The sequence below is a fragment of the Pseudomonas sp. GW821-FHT07G10 genome, from assembly GCF_059418545.1.
Map to the genome: position 1 here is coordinate 1 of NZ_JBWKQB010000012.1, position 14,122 is coordinate 14,122.

Annotated in this window: 13 protein-coding genes; 7 read left to right on the forward strand and 6 right to left on the reverse strand. The window is 60.6% G+C overall.

Annotated elements, in window-relative coordinates:
- Nucleotides 1-2,823 (forward strand): beta strand repeat-containing protein (locus AC07O1_RS14965; protein ID WP_495089193.1); only part of this gene is annotated, 2,823 nt, incomplete at its 5' end.
- 79 nt (nt 2,824-2,902) lie between these two features.
- Nucleotides 2,903-3,031 carry a hypothetical protein gene (locus tag AC07O1_RS14970; protein ID WP_495089194.1) on the forward strand — a complete coding sequence of 43 codons (129 nt, stop codon included), beginning with the start codon at nt 2,903-2,905 and terminating at the stop codon, nt 3,029-3,031.
- A gap of 64 nt (nt 3,032-3,095) precedes the next feature.
- On the opposite strand, the gene lapD is transcribed toward AC07O1_RS14970, so the two are convergent.
- The 4 genes from lapD to AC07O1_RS14990 all read right to left on the reverse strand — a co-directional run bounded on the left by lapD (nt 3,096) and on the right by AC07O1_RS14990 (nt 6,422).
- Nucleotides 3,096-5,036, reverse strand: coding sequence for a cyclic di-GMP receptor LapD (gene lapD / locus AC07O1_RS14975; RefSeq protein WP_495089195.1), 1,941 nt, complete (start codon nt 5,034-5,036; stop codon nt 3,096-3,098).
- Nucleotides 5,037-5,058: 22 nt separating this feature from the next.
- Complete coding sequence (locus AC07O1_RS14980; RefSeq protein ID WP_495089196.1) at nt 5,059-5,235, reverse strand: hypothetical protein; 177 nt, start codon at nt 5,233-5,235, stop codon at nt 5,059-5,061.
- Between the two features lie 190 nt (nt 5,236-5,425).
- Nucleotides 5,426-5,824: a YbaN family protein gene (locus tag AC07O1_RS14985; protein ID WP_494994286.1), complete on the reverse strand. Its 399-nt coding sequence runs from the start codon at nt 5,822-5,824 to the stop codon at nt 5,426-5,428.
- 10 nt (nt 5,825-5,834) lie between these two features.
- Nucleotides 5,835-6,422: a UPF0149 family protein gene (locus AC07O1_RS14990; protein ID WP_494994285.1), complete on the reverse strand. Its 588-nt coding sequence runs from the start codon at nt 6,420-6,422 to the stop codon at nt 5,835-5,837.
- Between the two features lie 446 nt (nt 6,423-6,868).
- Between AC07O1_RS14990 and recQ the strand changes: the two genes are divergently transcribed.
- The 4 genes from recQ to AC07O1_RS15010 all read left to right on the forward strand — a co-directional run bounded on the left by recQ (nt 6,869) and on the right by AC07O1_RS15010 (nt 11,262).
- On the forward strand, nt 6,869-8,995 hold the full coding sequence (recQ, locus tag AC07O1_RS14995; RefSeq protein WP_494994284.1) for a DNA helicase RecQ: 2,127 nt from the start codon (nt 6,869-6,871) through the stop codon (nt 8,993-8,995).
- A 119-nt stretch (nt 8,996-9,114) separates the two neighbouring features.
- Nucleotides 9,115-9,549, forward strand: a complete 435-nt coding sequence (locus AC07O1_RS15000; protein ID WP_494994283.1) for a MarR family transcriptional regulator — start codon at nt 9,115-9,117, stop codon at nt 9,547-9,549.
- Between the two features lie 187 nt (nt 9,550-9,736).
- Nucleotides 9,737-10,927 carry a type IV pilus assembly protein FimV gene (locus tag AC07O1_RS15005; RefSeq protein ID WP_495089197.1) on the forward strand — a complete coding sequence of 397 codons (1,191 nt, stop codon included), beginning with the start codon at nt 9,737-9,739 and terminating at the stop codon, nt 10,925-10,927.
- 47 nt (nt 10,928-10,974) lie between these two features.
- The gene (locus tag AC07O1_RS15010) at nt 10,975-11,262 is read left to right on the forward strand and encodes an Rdx family protein (RefSeq protein ID WP_495089198.1); all 288 of its coding nucleotides are present in this window, start codon (nt 10,975-10,977) and stop codon (nt 11,260-11,262) included.
- Here the strand turns inward: AC07O1_RS15010 and AC07O1_RS15015 are convergent.
- Nucleotides 11,256-12,149 (reverse strand): DMT family transporter, encoded by an 894-nt coding sequence (locus AC07O1_RS15015; RefSeq protein WP_495089199.1) that lies wholly within the window; start codon nt 12,147-12,149, stop codon nt 11,256-11,258. The two genes, AC07O1_RS15010 and AC07O1_RS15015, sit on opposite strands and share 7 nt — an antisense overlap.
- 113 nt (nt 12,150-12,262) lie before the next feature.
- Nucleotides 12,263-13,021 carry a helix-turn-helix transcriptional regulator gene (locus AC07O1_RS15020; protein ID WP_495089200.1) on the reverse strand — a complete coding sequence of 253 codons (759 nt, stop codon included), beginning with the start codon at nt 13,019-13,021 and terminating at the stop codon, nt 12,263-12,265.
- 134 nt (nt 13,022-13,155) lie between these two features.
- Between AC07O1_RS15020 and AC07O1_RS15025 the strand changes: the two genes are divergently transcribed.
- Nucleotides 13,156-13,977 carry a UDP-2,3-diacylglucosamine diphosphatase gene (locus tag AC07O1_RS15025; RefSeq protein WP_495089201.1) on the forward strand — a complete coding sequence of 274 codons (822 nt, stop codon included), beginning with the start codon at nt 13,156-13,158 and terminating at the stop codon, nt 13,975-13,977.
- Nucleotides 13,978-14,122: the final 145 nt, after the last annotated feature.

Consider the following 14,122-nt stretch of genomic DNA (forward strand, 5'->3'; position numbering starts at 1 on the left):
CCGGGGAGCGACTTCGACCATCTGGCACAAGGCGTGGTCGAGCACGTGACCCTCAACTACCAGATGCAGGACCAGTATGGGGCACTCTCGAGTTCCACGGTGGACGTGACCATCACCGGCACCAACGATGCGCCGGTAATGACGGCAGGTGGTTCTCTGTCGTACACAGAGAACCAGGCAGCGACGGCGATCAACTCGGTGCTGACGGTCACCGATGTCGACAGTAGCAACCTAACGGGCGCTACGGTATCGATCACCAGCAACTTTGCCTCGGGCGAGGACGTACTCGGGTTCACCAACCAGAACGGCATCAGCGGCAGCTACAGCGCAAGCACCGGCGTGCTGACACTAAGCGGGACGTCGTCGGTGGCGAACTATCAAGCCGCGCTACGCTCGGTGACCTACTCCGACAGCAGCGACAACCCGTCGACGGCACTGCGCACGATTAGCTTCCAAGTGGATGACGGCTCTGCGGCTAACCATGCGAGCAACATCACAACGACGACCGTCACGGTGGCGGCAGTCAATGACGCGCCGATAGTGGACTTGAATGGTGGCGGCGCGGGCAATGACGCAACGGCGAACTATCCAACAGGCATCTCGCAGTTGTTGATTACGCCGTCGGCGACGGTCACCGATGTCGACTCGCCGAACCTGTCGTCAATGACTATCACGTTGACGAACGCTGTGGACAGCACCAATGCGAACGTCAGGGAAATACTCTCCCTGAACGCGCCGGCATCGACCGCTGCTACGGGTTTGACGGTGACCGGTGTTGCCAGTGGTGCAAACAATGGGATCTATACACTGACGATCACTGGCTCGGCTAGCCAGGCCACCTACCAGACTATCCTCAAAGGCGTTCAGTACACCGACACCAAGAACGGAAGCCACAGCACTACCGACCGAATCGTGAACGTGGTGATCAACGATGGAGCGGCAAATAGCCTCTTGCACACCGTCACAACCCATGTGACAGCTCCGGCTGGCGTAGCCGGCGAGGCTATCAATCTGGCACTGACCGATTCCACGCCCGACACCTCCGACGTCATTACCTACACGGTGAGCGGGGTTCCGATAAACTGGGTGCTGAGTGCCGGAACCAACAACGGTGACGGCAGTTGGACGATACAGACCAGCGACCCTTCGGCACTGACGGTCATGACGCCATCCACCTATGCCGGTGCGATGGAGCTCACAGTAACCTACGGATGGACCAATGCGGACGGCAGCACAAGCAGTTATATCGTTTCCGACAACGTCGAAGCCTACGCCCCTGGCTCGCCGATCTTCGCCTTGTCTACCGACGACAACCTGACCGGCTCGTCCGGTGCCGACACCTTCATCTTCGCCCATCCGATCGACAACAACGTCATCCACAGCTTCGATGCGGCGGCAGACAAGATCGACTTGATCGGCTTCGCGGGCGTCACCGGCTTTGCTGACTTGAGTATCGCTAACGACGCACACGGCAATGCGCTGGTCAGCATAGGCTCCGGCCAGACGATCACCCTGAAAGGTATCGATGCGGCGGGCTTGAGTGAAGCGAATTTCCAGTTCGATGTGGACCCGCTCACCACCAATACCGGCACCATCAGCATCGCCAACGGGGCGATCATGCCGTTCGGTGGCAGCATCCATAACAGCGGCACCATCGAGCTCGGCTCCACCGGCAGCGAAACCAACCTGGAAATCCTCTTCCGTGGCGCGACCTTGACCGGTGGCGGCCAAGTGCTGCTATCCGACAGCGCGCACAACGTGATTTTCGGTGGCAGCGCCGACACCGTGCTGACCAATTCCGACAACCACATTTCCGGCGCCGGCCAGTTGGGCGCCGGGCAGATGGTGCTGGTCAATGCGGGTCTGATCCAGGCCGACGGGCTGAACAGCCTGGTGCTCGACACCGGCACCCACACCATAGTCAACAGCGGCGTGCTGGAATCCACGGGCGCGGGTGGCATGACGGTGGCCAGCGCAATCGACAACTCCGGCCACTTGTGGGCCAATGGCGGCGACCTGCGCCTGCTGGCCGACGTGACCGGCAACGGCAGCGCCACCATCGACGGCGATGCCAGCCTGACCTTCGCCGGCACTGCCCACGCGTCCGTCGCCTTCCACGGCGAAGGTGCGGGCACGCTGATCGTGGAGCACGCCGCGGATGCCGACTCGCTGGTTGGCATTCTCGGACTCGAAAGCAATGACTCGCTGATGTTCGGCGATCTCGCCTTCGGCGCCAACACCCAGCTCAGCTACAGCGCCAACGCCCTTGGCTCCGGCGGCCTGCTGACGGTGGACGACGGCGTACACCGGGCAGAGGTGAACCTGCTGGGGCATTACTCGGTGGCCGACTTCCAGGTCACCGCCGGCGGCGAGGCCGGTACCCTGATCGATTACCACGGCGCATCCAGCGGCACACAGGTGGGCAGCATGCTCGCGGACGTGCTCAATGGCGGCGACGGCAACGACATCCTCGCGGGTCGTGGCGGGGCGGACACACTCAGCGGTGGCGCGGGAGCCGATGTGTTCGCCTACCTCAGCCCGAATGACGGCGGCGACACCATCCTTGACTATAACTTCGCCGAAGGTGACGCGCTCGACCTCTCCGCGCTGCTCAAAGCCAACTTCGTTAGCGGCAGCAGCCAGGCGTCCGACTTCGTCCAACTGGTGAAATCCGGCAGCGACATCACCGTGAAGGTGGATACCGATGGCGCAGCCAATGGTGCGCATTTCACCGATGTGGCGGTCCTCGCCAATGCTGGCACGACCGGCGCCGATCTCGTGCGTATCTGGTTCGGGGATGCCGACCATACGCTGACGGCCTGACACGCTGGGCTGGAGCTGAGCGGCGGCAAACTGTGAAGCGGGGCTGGGCCTGCCGATTCACGCAGCGGTCGAACACCAGATGCGCCGCCCGGCGCTGGCGCGTCTGTTGGATTTTGAAGAAGCCCGCCTACCCATCGGCACCCGCAACGCTCGCGTCGAACGGTTAGCACGCGACACTTTCGAACAACGCCACGACGGCAAGACTTGATATGACAGGGCCTGACCTAAACTGCGCAGCCGGCGCATAGCACACAGCACGCCCAAAACATCACCTACATCGGCTCTGGCGGTCCGATCAATCTTCCCATCACCCCAAACACCCCCAACTCTCTGATGACTTCAAGCTCGCCTTGGGTCTCGACCATCTCGGCAATCAGCGGCAGGTCGATGCTGTTGGTCGCGCGGAAAACGGCTTCGATGAACAGGCGTTTGTCGCTCTGCTGGTCGATGGCGCGGATGTAGCTGCCGTCGATTTTCAGGTAGGCCAGACCGAGGTAACTGAGGTTGCCGATCTGGCTGAAGTTGCCGCCAAAGTGCTGCAGGCCGATCCGGTAGCCGGTGTCCTGAATGCTTTCGCACAGTTGCTGCAGTTTGTCCGGTGGTGGCAGTTGGCGCTCGTCGATTTCCAGAGTCAGCAGCGGCGCGAGATCGGGCAGGCCTTCGAGCAGGGCCAGGATTTGTTGCAGGTGTGGTGCATCAAGCAGGGTGCTCCCGGAAAGACTTAACGCCAGCGGCCAAGGGTGTTCGGCGAGGTAGTCCAGGGTGTGTTCGAGCATTGCCAGGTCGAAACGCGCCGACCAGCCCAAACGCTCGATCCATGGCAGGAAATGCCCGGCGGCAATTGCTTCGCCCTGCGGGTCGAGCAAGCGGGCTAGTACCTTGTGATGAAGCACCTGGCTGGTATCGGCACACTGCACCACCGGTTGGAAGTACAGCTGCATTTTGTCGTAGCTGAGGGCATCGTCGATCCAGTTACGCCAATCGTGCTGAGTCTGCCCGGGCGCGCCATCGAAACTTGCCAGATGCACCCAGGGCCGTTCCGGATGTTGTCGGGCTTGGGCCAGCGCCTGATCGAGATGCAGCAACACCGTGCTTACGGAGTCGCCCGGTTGATAAGCGACGATACCAAGGTGTGCAACTGGCATGCAGTCGCTGGAGCCGGTGAGGCGCAGGTTTTCCAGGGTCGCACTGATCTCGGCGGCCAGGCGTGCGGCGTCTTTGCTGTCCAGACCGGGGGCTAACAGGCTGAATTCGCCGCCACGGTTGCGCGCCGCCAGCCAGTGGCGGCGATCTGCTTGCTGGATCATGCGTTTGAGCAAGTCACCGATCAGTCTGATCAAGGCGTCGGTGCGTTGGCCACCCAGACGTTGGTTCAGGCCGGTCAAATCGTTGACTCGCAACATCAACAGGTGACCATCGCTGCTCTGTTCGGTGACCAGTAGCTGTTCGGCGAGTTGTTCATCCAGCAGGCGCCGGTTGGCCAGCCCGGTGAGGCTGTCCTGAAAGGACTCGGCCCATAATTCTTCACTGCGTGCGGCTTCTTCGGCAAACAGGCCTTTGAGTTTTTCAACCATCTGATTCATGGCCAGCACCACGCGCTTGAGCTCCGACGTGCGGGGGAGTTTCGGCAAACTGAGGAACTCGCGTTTACTGATGGCTTCGGCCTGCTTGACCATGCTGTCGAGCGGACGCAATTGCCGGCGCAGCAGCCAGCCGCCGAACACTGTGCTGAGCAACCCGCACAGCAGCAACCAGACCAGGCTGCCGAGGGTACTGTCCCAGAGCCTGGCCAGGGCGAACTGTGGATTGCTCTGTACTTCGACCCGTGCGGCCTGCTCCCAGCCGCGCATGATCAGCGCGTCGCCTCCTTGAGGATGCAAGTCCGCCAGATGCACGAACCAGTCGGGTATGTCCTGGGCAACGGTCGGTGTACTGCGCTCCACCAGCACTTTTTCATTCTCGATGGTCACCACCCGGATGCTGGAGAAGTAACCGCTATCGAAGATCGAACTGACCATCAGTTCAATCATTGCCGGATCGTCGAGTTGCGTGGTCAACGATAGCCCCAGCGCCGTGGCGGCATCCTGGGCGTGGGAGCGTAACTGGCTGAGCATTTGCTCACGCGAGGTCTCCAGGCTGACAAAAAAACTGCCGCTCAACGCCACCAGCAGGAACAGGCAGATGGCGAGAAACAACTGTTTGAGTAGCGACATGAAGCGCTCCTTGTTGGCGGCGTTAGCCTTCACCCACGACAAAACCTTCGGCATTGAAGGTGTACACCGAAAGCGGGTCTTCGCGTTGTGAGGCTGGAGGGGCCGAGGGGCCATAGTGTTGCTCAGCGGTTTGCAGGAACAGCGCAAAATCCCGGTTTGCCCGGACATTGCCTCGGCCGGTCAGCAAAAAAACCGACACAACCGGCCATCCGCCGAGCCGAAGTCGGAGCGTTGACCATCCTGGACTACGCGGACGACGGGACATGTCTGGCTGCTCAAGTGCAGATTTCTGAAGTCTAGGCGGTGTTTTATGAAAGATCAGGCAGATTGTCGGTCGATGTGAGAATGGTATGTGGCGAAAAAAGAGCGCAGCCGGAAACGCTCGAGTATCAAGATCTGTTCAGGGTTTTCTGCCGAAGGATATAAACCGTCACCAAAACCGCGCTGGTCAGCATGAAGCCACGGGCCCAAGGCAGGGGGACGAGCACGCAGGACAGGCCAATGCTCGCCCACATCAGGCCGATGGCGTAAACCTTGCCCTTGAGCGGGATGCCGTTGCCGTCGAGGTAGTCGCGGATCCATGGGCCAAGCCGTGGATGCTCAACCAGCCATTGATAGAAGCGCGGCGAACTGCGGGCGAAACAGGCGGCCGCCAGCAGCAGAAAGGGGGTGGTGGGCAACACGGGCAGGAAAATCCCGATCACCCCCAAAGCGACGCTCAGCCAGCCGATGGCCAGCAGAACGTAACGCAGTATCAGGGGGCGATTGCCTATGGAGTTGGCCGCCATAGGCAGGAACTCAGTGGTGACGAGGCTTGAGAATGGCCGGTTTTTCGTCTGGTGCGTTGCACAGCAGGTACAACGCGGTCAGGGCTTCAGGGATCTGTACGATCATGTCGTCCATCAGGTTGGCATCGCTGGCGATATCGGAGAACTCAGGCTGTTCGTCGAACAGGCCGGAGCCGACCATGATCGGCAGGAGCATTTCACTGACTTCGTCCTCGGCGGTTTCGAACCAGGCCGCTTCGCGCAGGAACACGCCTTCCATGAAGCCGATGCACCAACCGCGCAGGTCAGAGTCGTCCGGATCGTCGCCGAGATCAAGGTCACACGGCAGCTCGAATTCTTCATCGGAGGCCAGCTGACGGGCGATGTGAGCCTTGAGCAGCAGCAGGGTAGCTTCGATCTCTTCACGCTGGGCGGCGTCGCGGTAATGCGGCTCTTCGGCGAACAGAGCGTCGATCCACTCACGGTCGGGAACGATCTCGGAGCAGATCGATAGCGCAGTCATGTAACCGTGGGCGGCCACATAGTCCAGCGCCTCGTCATGCAGCTCATCGGCGTCGAGGAAGGCTTGCAGGCGGGTTAGTTGCTCAGCGAAGGACATTGAAGGGCTACCTTGGGGGAAATATACGATGCTGAATTCTAGGCCTTCTTGAGCGCTCAGGCCAGTCGCAGGGCCGATTGCCTGCATTCAAAACACGCCTTAACGCGGTCCGTAGCAGCTGGCGAAGCCTGCGTTCGACCGTGCAGTGGTCGTAAACCCTGGCGACTTGGTCCGCCTGAAGCACCCCACAGCCCGATTTTGCGACGGCTTCGCCGCCGAACGCAGGCTTCGCCAGCTGCTACGAGGAAGGGGGCGAGCCTGATCGGGCGGCTATTCGTCACTGGCGCCCTTTGCCCTGGACCGCTCGGGTATACTGCCGCGTTTTGTAATGCCCTGCAGGTGTTGCGACGGATCAGGAAAAGTCCGCTTACGGATTTGTCCGTGAAGACCGTGACGTTTTCATCCAGCCTGCGCGCAGGGATATTCGGCGATATTTGGAGTTTTTCATGCTCGAACAGGCTCAGCGCGTCCTCAAGGACATCTTCGGCTACGACAGTTTTCGTGGCCGTCAGGGTGCGATCATTGAGCGCGTGGCCAGTGGCGGCGATGCTCTGGTGCTGATGCCTACCGGCGGTGGCAAGTCGTTGTGTTTTCAGGTCCCGGCGCTGCTGCGTGAAGGTCTGGCGGTGGTGGTGTCGCCGTTGATCGCACTGATGGACGATCAGGTCGCGACCCTGGAAGAGCTGGGCGTTGCCGCAGCCGCCTTGAACTCGACCCTGAGCGCCGAGCAGCAGCGCGATCTGGCGGCGCGAATCAAACGTGGCGAAGTGAAGATGCTCTATCTCGCGCCCGAGCGCCTGGTACAGCCGCGGATGCTGGCGTTCCTGCAGAACCTGGACATCGCCCTGTTCGCCATCGACGAAGCGCACTGCGTCTCTCAATGGGGCCATGACTTCCGTCCGGAATACCTGCAACTGGGGCAGTTGGCGGAATTGTTCCCCAATGTGCCGCGCATCGCCCTGACCGCTACCGCCGACAAGCGTACTCGCGAAGAAATCGTCAATCGCCTGTATCTGCAGGACGCCGAACGTTTTTTATCGAGTTTCGACCGACCGAACATTTTCTACCGCATCGTGCCCAAGGAGCAGCCGCGCAAGCAGTTGTTGGCGTTCCTGTCCGAGCGCCGTAGCGATGCGGGCATTGTCTACTGCCTGTCGCGCAAAAAAGTCGACGAAGTCGCTGCGTTCCTGTGCGAGCAAGGCTTTCCGGCCCTGGGGTATCACGCCGGGTTACCCAACGAGACGCGTGCCTTCAACCAGAAGCGCTTCCTCAATGAGGAAGGCCTGATCATGGTTGCCACCATCGCCTTCGGTATGGGCATCGACAAGCCGAACGTGCGTTTTGTTGCGCACCTCGACTTGCCCAAGTCCCTGGAGGCCTATTACCAGGAAACCGGTCGCGCCGGTCGCGACGGTTTACCCGCAGACGCCTGGATGGCCTACGGCCTGCAAGACGTGCTGATGCTCAAGCAGATGCTGCAAAACTCCGAAGGCGATGAGCGCCACAAGCGTCTGGAACAGCACAAGCTCGACGCCATGCTGGCACTCTGTGAAGAAACCCGTTGCCGGCGCCAGACCCTGCTGGCGTATTTCGACGAAGACATGCCGCAACCGTGCGGTCACTGCGATAACTGCGTTGACGGTGTCCAGACCTGGGACGCCACCGAGCCGGCGCGTCAGGCGCTCTCGGCGATCTACCGCACCGGCCAGCGTTATGGTGTCGGGCATCTGGTGGACGTGCTGCTGGGCAAAGACAACGACAAGGTACGCAGCTTCGGTCATCAACATCTTTCGGTGTTTGGTGTAGGCAAGGCGCGGACCGAGGGCGAATGGCGCTCTCTGTTCCGACAGCTGGTGGCTCGAGGTCTGGCGGACATCGATCTGGAAGGCTACGGCGGCCTTCGCCTGAGCGACAGTTGCCGGCCGTTGCTCAAGGGCGAAGTCACACTGGAGTTGCGCCGCGATCTCAAACCGCAGACGACCGCGAAAAGCAGTACCAGCCAGGCCAGCCAACTGGTGCGTGGCGAAGAGCGCGAGCAGTGGGAAGCGTTGCGGGCCCTGCGGCGCAAACTGGCCGAAGAACATGGCGTGCCACCGTACGTCATTTTTCCCGATTCAACGTTGCTGGAAATGCTCCGCAGCCAGCCAGGCTCCTTGTCGGAAATGGCCAGGGTCAGCGGCGTCGGTGCGCGCAAACTGGAACGTTACGGCGAGGCGTTCCTTGAAGTGTTGGGCGGTCAGGCCGAGGCGCCGAAAGTGGTCGCCGATATCCGTCACGAGCTGATCACCCTGGCCCGCGCCGGCATGACGCCGATGCAGATCGCCGGTCAATTGCAGTGCTCGGAAAAGAACGTCTACACCTTGCTCGCCGAGGCCATTGGCAAGCAGCAGCTATCGCTTGAGCAGGCGCTGGATCTGCCGGAGGACTTGCTGGGTGAAATACAGGACGCGTTCCTTGACGGCGAGGGCGAGCTACCGCCTGCCGCAGAGGTGATCGAGCTGTTTGCCGGGCGCGTTCCCGAAGGCGTTCTGTACTGCGTGCGTGCGGCCTTGCAGTCGGAATTCGAGATTTGAGTGGTCTGGTTTATAGATGTAACGATTCAGTACATAGCAAGTCTTGCCTCGGGGCAGGGGGCATGCTTAGCTGACTAATAATTAGTTTCACCCTATTTCAGTCTAATCATGAGTTTTTTATGCCGTTAACCGATCAACACCGTTTTGGCATGCAGTTGGCGCAGATGTCTCGAGGCTGGCGTGCCGAACTGGATCGCCGTCTGGCCGGGCTTGGCTTGTCCCAGGCCCGTTGGCTGGTGCTGCTGCATCTCGCCCGTTTTGACGAGGCGCCGACTCAACGTGAGTTGGCCCAAAGCGTGGGCGTCGAGGGTCCAACCCTGGCGCGGTTGCTCGACAGTCTGGAAACTCAGGGGCTGGTGCAGCGACAATCGGTTGCTGAAGACCGCCGGGCGAAAAAGATTGTCCTTTGTGCTTCGGCCCGGCCATTGATCGAGCAAATTGAAACCATCGCCACCGCGTTGCGCCACGAGCTTTTCGTCGGTGTCGACGAAGAAGAATTGCGCGTGTGCATGCGGGTTCACGGGCGCATTCTGGCCAATCTGGAAAAATCTTGAGGTATTACAACCCCGCAGACTTTTGAGATTCAGTGCTTGGCGGACTATAAGAGATAGCCGTGTTTGTGCAGGACGCATGAACGCCCGCAGGTTGGTTTCGGTTATCCAAAGGATGCTCATGCTCGAGAGTTTGCAGTCCGCGTTGCGCTGTTCAGTCAGATTGAACGCCTCTGAAAAAAAGCCCCGCTTGTTCAACATCCGCTCGCTCTTAGCAGCGTGCGGTGCCTTGTGTTACCCGGCATTGGCCCCGGCGCTGGGGTTGGGTGATATCACGCTGCATTCGGCGTTGAACCAACCGCTCAATGCCGAGATTGCGCTGGTGGAGCCGGGTGATCTGGCTGAAGGCCAATTGTCCGTGAGCCTGGCGACGGCCGAAGAGTTCAGCCGCGCCGGGATCGAGCGGGAGTTCTTCCTCAATGACTTGCGTTTCAGCCTGGTCCTGCACGGCAACCGCAGCGCGATTCGGGTGGTTTCGAACAAACCGGTCAACGAGCCTTTCCTGAACTTTTTGGTACAAATGAATCAGCCCAATGGGCGTTTGCTGCGTGAATACACCCTGCTGATCGACCCACCGGGCTCACCGGGGATCGTACCCTGGAGTGCGTTTGGGCAAGGGGCACCCGCGACATCTCCGTCACCTGCTTCGCTCTCCCGGCAAGTGGCTGCGCTTGGGCCACCGCCAGCGGTGCAGCCGAAGTCGCCCGAACCCGCAGACGACACTCAATCAACCGCCGTGGCACCGTCTCAGGAGTCGCCTGCATTCACTTCCGGGCAGTTGGCCGAGGTCAAAAGGCGCTCTGCCAGTCCTGCCGTGCCGCCGGCAGCAAGCCTGCCACTGGTTGCTCCGCAGACCGAAGAGCCCGGCGGACCGAACGTGTGGGTGATGACGGGGTTGGTGGTGCTGTCAGCTCTGTTAATGCTGGCATTGCGGGTTCGCCGTCAGCGGCATCAAGCTCAAGCAACCCCTGAGCCGTTACCCATACAGCCCGTGGCCCGTGAGCCTCTCGCTAGCCAAATGGCCCCTCACGTGCCGGAAAAAGCGGACCATAAAACGAATTCCGTGGCTACGGTGCAGAAAGCCGTGGCACCACACCTGGAATCCGCTGAAGCGTCCGTTGTCCTGGAGGGGGGCAGTCTTTACGTTGCTGCCAGTGCTGAGTCCGAAGCCAAAGCATCGGGCAGCCCGGCACTGGATGAGTTCCGGCTGAACCTGGACGACCTGTCGATGGACGCGGACCGGGATTTGATCAGCCCGTTTGAAGCCGCGCCGCCGTCTCTCGACAAACCAGCCGCCGATACGTCGCCCGACTTCGCCCCAAGCCCCCTGCAAGATATCGAACTGTTGCCAATAACTTGCACATCTCGGGGCGAGCGTTAAAGGTGGTTATTATAACGACGCCATCGAGTTCAGGAGTTCGCCTCACCATGACTGCCAGTAAACCGGAAATCATCATCACCTACTGCACGCAATGCCAATGGCTGTTGCGCGCCGCCTGGCTGGCCCAGGAACTGCTCAGCACCTTTAGCGACGATCTGGGTAAAGTCTCCCTTGCACCTGGCACGGGCGGAATTTTCCACATCACCTGCAACGGCGTTCAAATCTGGGAGCGCAAGGCCGACGGTGGTTTTCCCGAGGCCAAAGTACTCAAGCAGCGGGTTCGCGATCAGATCGATCCGGAGCGCGATCTCGGGCATAACGAGCGAGCTCAGTGAGACGCTGCTTCGGCCACCACTGTTTTTTTGTTTGAGCCGCTTGAGACGCTGCTGGAAACCACGATGGCGACAATGATCAAGGCGCCGCCTATGAGCATGCGCAGGGTCGGGTTTTCACCAAACAACAGCCAGGCAACAGTGATACCGTAGACCGGTTCCAGAGCAAACACCACGGCAGCCGTGCGCGCTTTGATCACCGCGAGGCTGGCGACGAACAGGCTGTGGGCGACGCCGGTGCAGAACACCCCGAGCAGACCGATCCACAGCCAGTCAATGGCGCGAACCCCGGTCAGCCCTGGCGCAGCCACCGGCAGCAGGCACAGGGCGACCACCACGTTCTGGCACAGTGCGGCCTGCACCGCCGGGATTCGCCCCGAACTGGCGCGGTTAGTCAGCGATAGCAGGGCGAACAACAACCCCGAACCCATCGCCCAGAGCAGCCCGCTGGTAGCCTCACTGGCGAGGTCGAAGTCCGGGGTCACCAGGACCAGGCCGACACTCACCAGCACCACCAGCAGGATTTCATTGGCGCGAATCCGCTCGCGGAAAATCAGCCCTTCAAGGATCACGGTAAACGCCGGGAAACTGGCAAAACCCAAGGTCGCAATTGCCACACCGGCCACTTTCACCGCGATAAAGAAGCTCACCCAGTGCCCCGCCAGCAACAGGCCGCTGAGCAGAAGACGACGCCAGTCGGCAGCTTCAAGTTTCTGCCAGCGAGTGTTGCTGGCAAAACGGGCAAAAAAAGCCAGCGCGATCACTGCAAATGCGGCACGGCCAAAGACGATAATCGCGGGCGAGGCGGCGGCGAGTTTGCCGAACACGCCGGTCAGGCCGAACATCAGTGCGCCGATATGCAGGGCGCCAAGGGCGGTACGCGGAGTCATTGCAATCCTTGATAAACGTGTTGAGCGGGGACAATAGCGCGATGCTGTCCCTACATTGAACCTCGCTACTCTCACGTTTGTCTGTCGCGATCCTCGCGCCTTTTATCGCAGGCCTAGCGTTCGACAGCCTCGCGGCGCAATTTGCCGGGCGAGGCACCGAACTCACGCATCACCGCCGCAGCGAACGCGCTCTGGGAGCTGTAGCCGACTTTGTTGGCGACTTCGCCGATCGGCAAGCCGGACTCGCGCAATAGCCGCACGGCGATGTGCAGGCGGCGACTACGGATGTAGTCCATGGGCGTCTGGCCGCATTCGGCGATAAATCGTGCGTGCAGGCGTGCGCTGGAGAGGCCGGCAACGCGGGCCAGGTCCGCGACTTGCAACGGGTACGCGGCGTATTGATCGATATGTGCGTTCAACGCGGCATAAGGCAAGCGTCGACCGCCGACGCTGTTCGGCGCGGCGTTATTGAGGCTGGCCAGTAACAGAACGGCACCTTGCTGAGCAATCAACGGGTCATTCACCGGGCTGCCAGCCAGCCAGCTGACCAATTGGCTTTGCCCGGCATTCAATGGCAGCCGAGCGGGGGTGTCGAGCAAGCGGCGGCTGGCATCGGCGTGCTCGCCCAGAGATTGCGTCACCCAGTGATCGCTTGGCACGTCCAGCACCAGACAGCGGCTGCCATTCGCACTGCCACAGGTGTGATGGGCGTCCGAGGGGACCACCACGAAGCTCTGCTGAACCACCTGGCTGCCGCGGCCATCGACCTCGAAGTCGAGCTGGCCCGACAGGCCGAACACCAGTTGGGCGTGTTCATGGCTATGGACAATCAAGTCGTGGGTGTATTGGCGTAGCGTGAGGATCGGTCTCATCGCAGTCTCCTTGGCAGACCGGCAGTTTACACCGGCACTGGCCGGGCTTTCGTTGTCATCGGACTGCCGTATTAGTGTCATGGGCTATTAATCGCTCTGGCGCAAGCTCGCAAAAAATACCGGAGAGGTTGTCCATGACCAGCGCTGAGCTCGCCAAACCCAGTCGTAAGCAACGCGTGCGCACATTGTGGATTTCCGATGTACATCTCGGTACCCGGGATTGTCAGGCGGAACATTTGTCGCAGTTTCTCAAGAGCTACCATGCGGACCGGGTCTACCTGGTCGGCGACATTATCGATGGCTGGAAGCTGCGCAGCGGCATGTACTGGCCCCAGGCACACACCAATGTCATTCGCCGGTTGCTGACCATGAGTAAACGCGGTACCGAAGTGATCTACGTCACCGGTAACCATGATGAGTTCCTGCGGCGTTATTCGAAACTGATCCTGGGCAATATCCAGTTGGTGGACGAGGCCGTGCATGTCACCGCAGATGGCCGGCAATTGTTGGTGATCCACGGCGATCAGTTCGACGTGATTACCCGTTATCACCGCTGGTTGGCGTTTCTCGGCGACTCGGCCTATGAGTTCACCCTGACCCTCAACCGCTGGCTTAATCACTGGCGTGCACGGTATGGCTACGGCTATTGGTCGTTGTCGGCGTACCTCAAGCACAAGGTCAAAACCGCGGTCAGTTTTATCAGTGACTTTGAAGAAGCCATCGCCCATGAATGCACCAAGCGGGGCCTGCACGGCGTGGTTTGCGGGCATATTCACCACGCTGAAATCCGCAAGGTCGGCGAGGTGGAATACCTCAATTGCGGAGATTGGGTGGAGTCATGCACCGCGTTGATCGAGCACTGGGATGGCTCGATCGAGCTGTATCGGTTGGCCGATGCCCAGGCGCGTGAGGCGCAGCTTAAGGCCGAGTTGGTGAAGGTTGCAGAACCGGGGTAGGCACAAGGGATGTGGTGTCTGGCCGGCCGTCATCGCGAGCAAGCCCGCTCCCACATTAGATTTGCTCTGATCACACCATTCTGGAACGACGCAGGTTTAGTGTGGGAGCGGGCTTGCTCGCGATGGACCGCGAAGCGGTCCCGAT

Bases quoted from the DNA above. Each gene is read 5' to 3' on its own strand.
- AC07O1_RS14970 (WP_495089194.1), top strand. From the start codon at position 2,903: ATGCGCCGCCCGGCGCTGGCGCGTCTGTTGGATTTTGAAGAAGCCCGC.
- lapD (WP_495089195.1), bottom strand. From the start codon at position 5,036: ATGTCGCTACTCAAACAGTTGTTTCTCGCCATCTGCCTGTTCCTGCTG.
- AC07O1_RS14985 (WP_494994286.1), bottom strand. From the start codon at position 5,824: ATGGCGGCCAACTCCATAGGCAATCGCCCCCTGATACTGCGTTACGTT.
- AC07O1_RS14990 (WP_494994285.1), bottom strand. From the start codon at position 6,422: ATGTCCTTCGCTGAGCAACTAACCCGCCTGCAAGCCTTCCTCGACGCC.
- recQ (WP_494994284.1), top strand. From the start codon at position 6,869: ATGCTCGAACAGGCTCAGCGCGTCCTCAAGGACATCTTCGGCTACGAC.
- AC07O1_RS15000 (WP_494994283.1), top strand. From the start codon at position 9,115: ATGCCGTTAACCGATCAACACCGTTTTGGCATGCAGTTGGCGCAGATG.
- AC07O1_RS15010 (WP_495089198.1), top strand. From the start codon at position 10,975: ATGACTGCCAGTAAACCGGAAATCATCATCACCTACTGCACGCAATGC.
- AC07O1_RS15015 (WP_495089199.1), bottom strand. From the start codon at position 12,149: ATGACTCCGCGTACCGCCCTTGGCGCCCTGCATATCGGCGCACTGATG.
- AC07O1_RS15020 (WP_495089200.1), bottom strand. From the start codon at position 13,021: ATGAGACCGATCCTCACGCTACGCCAATACACCCACGACTTGATTGTC.
- AC07O1_RS15025 (WP_495089201.1), top strand. From the start codon at position 13,156: ATGACCAGCGCTGAGCTCGCCAAACCCAGTCGTAAGCAACGCGTGCGC.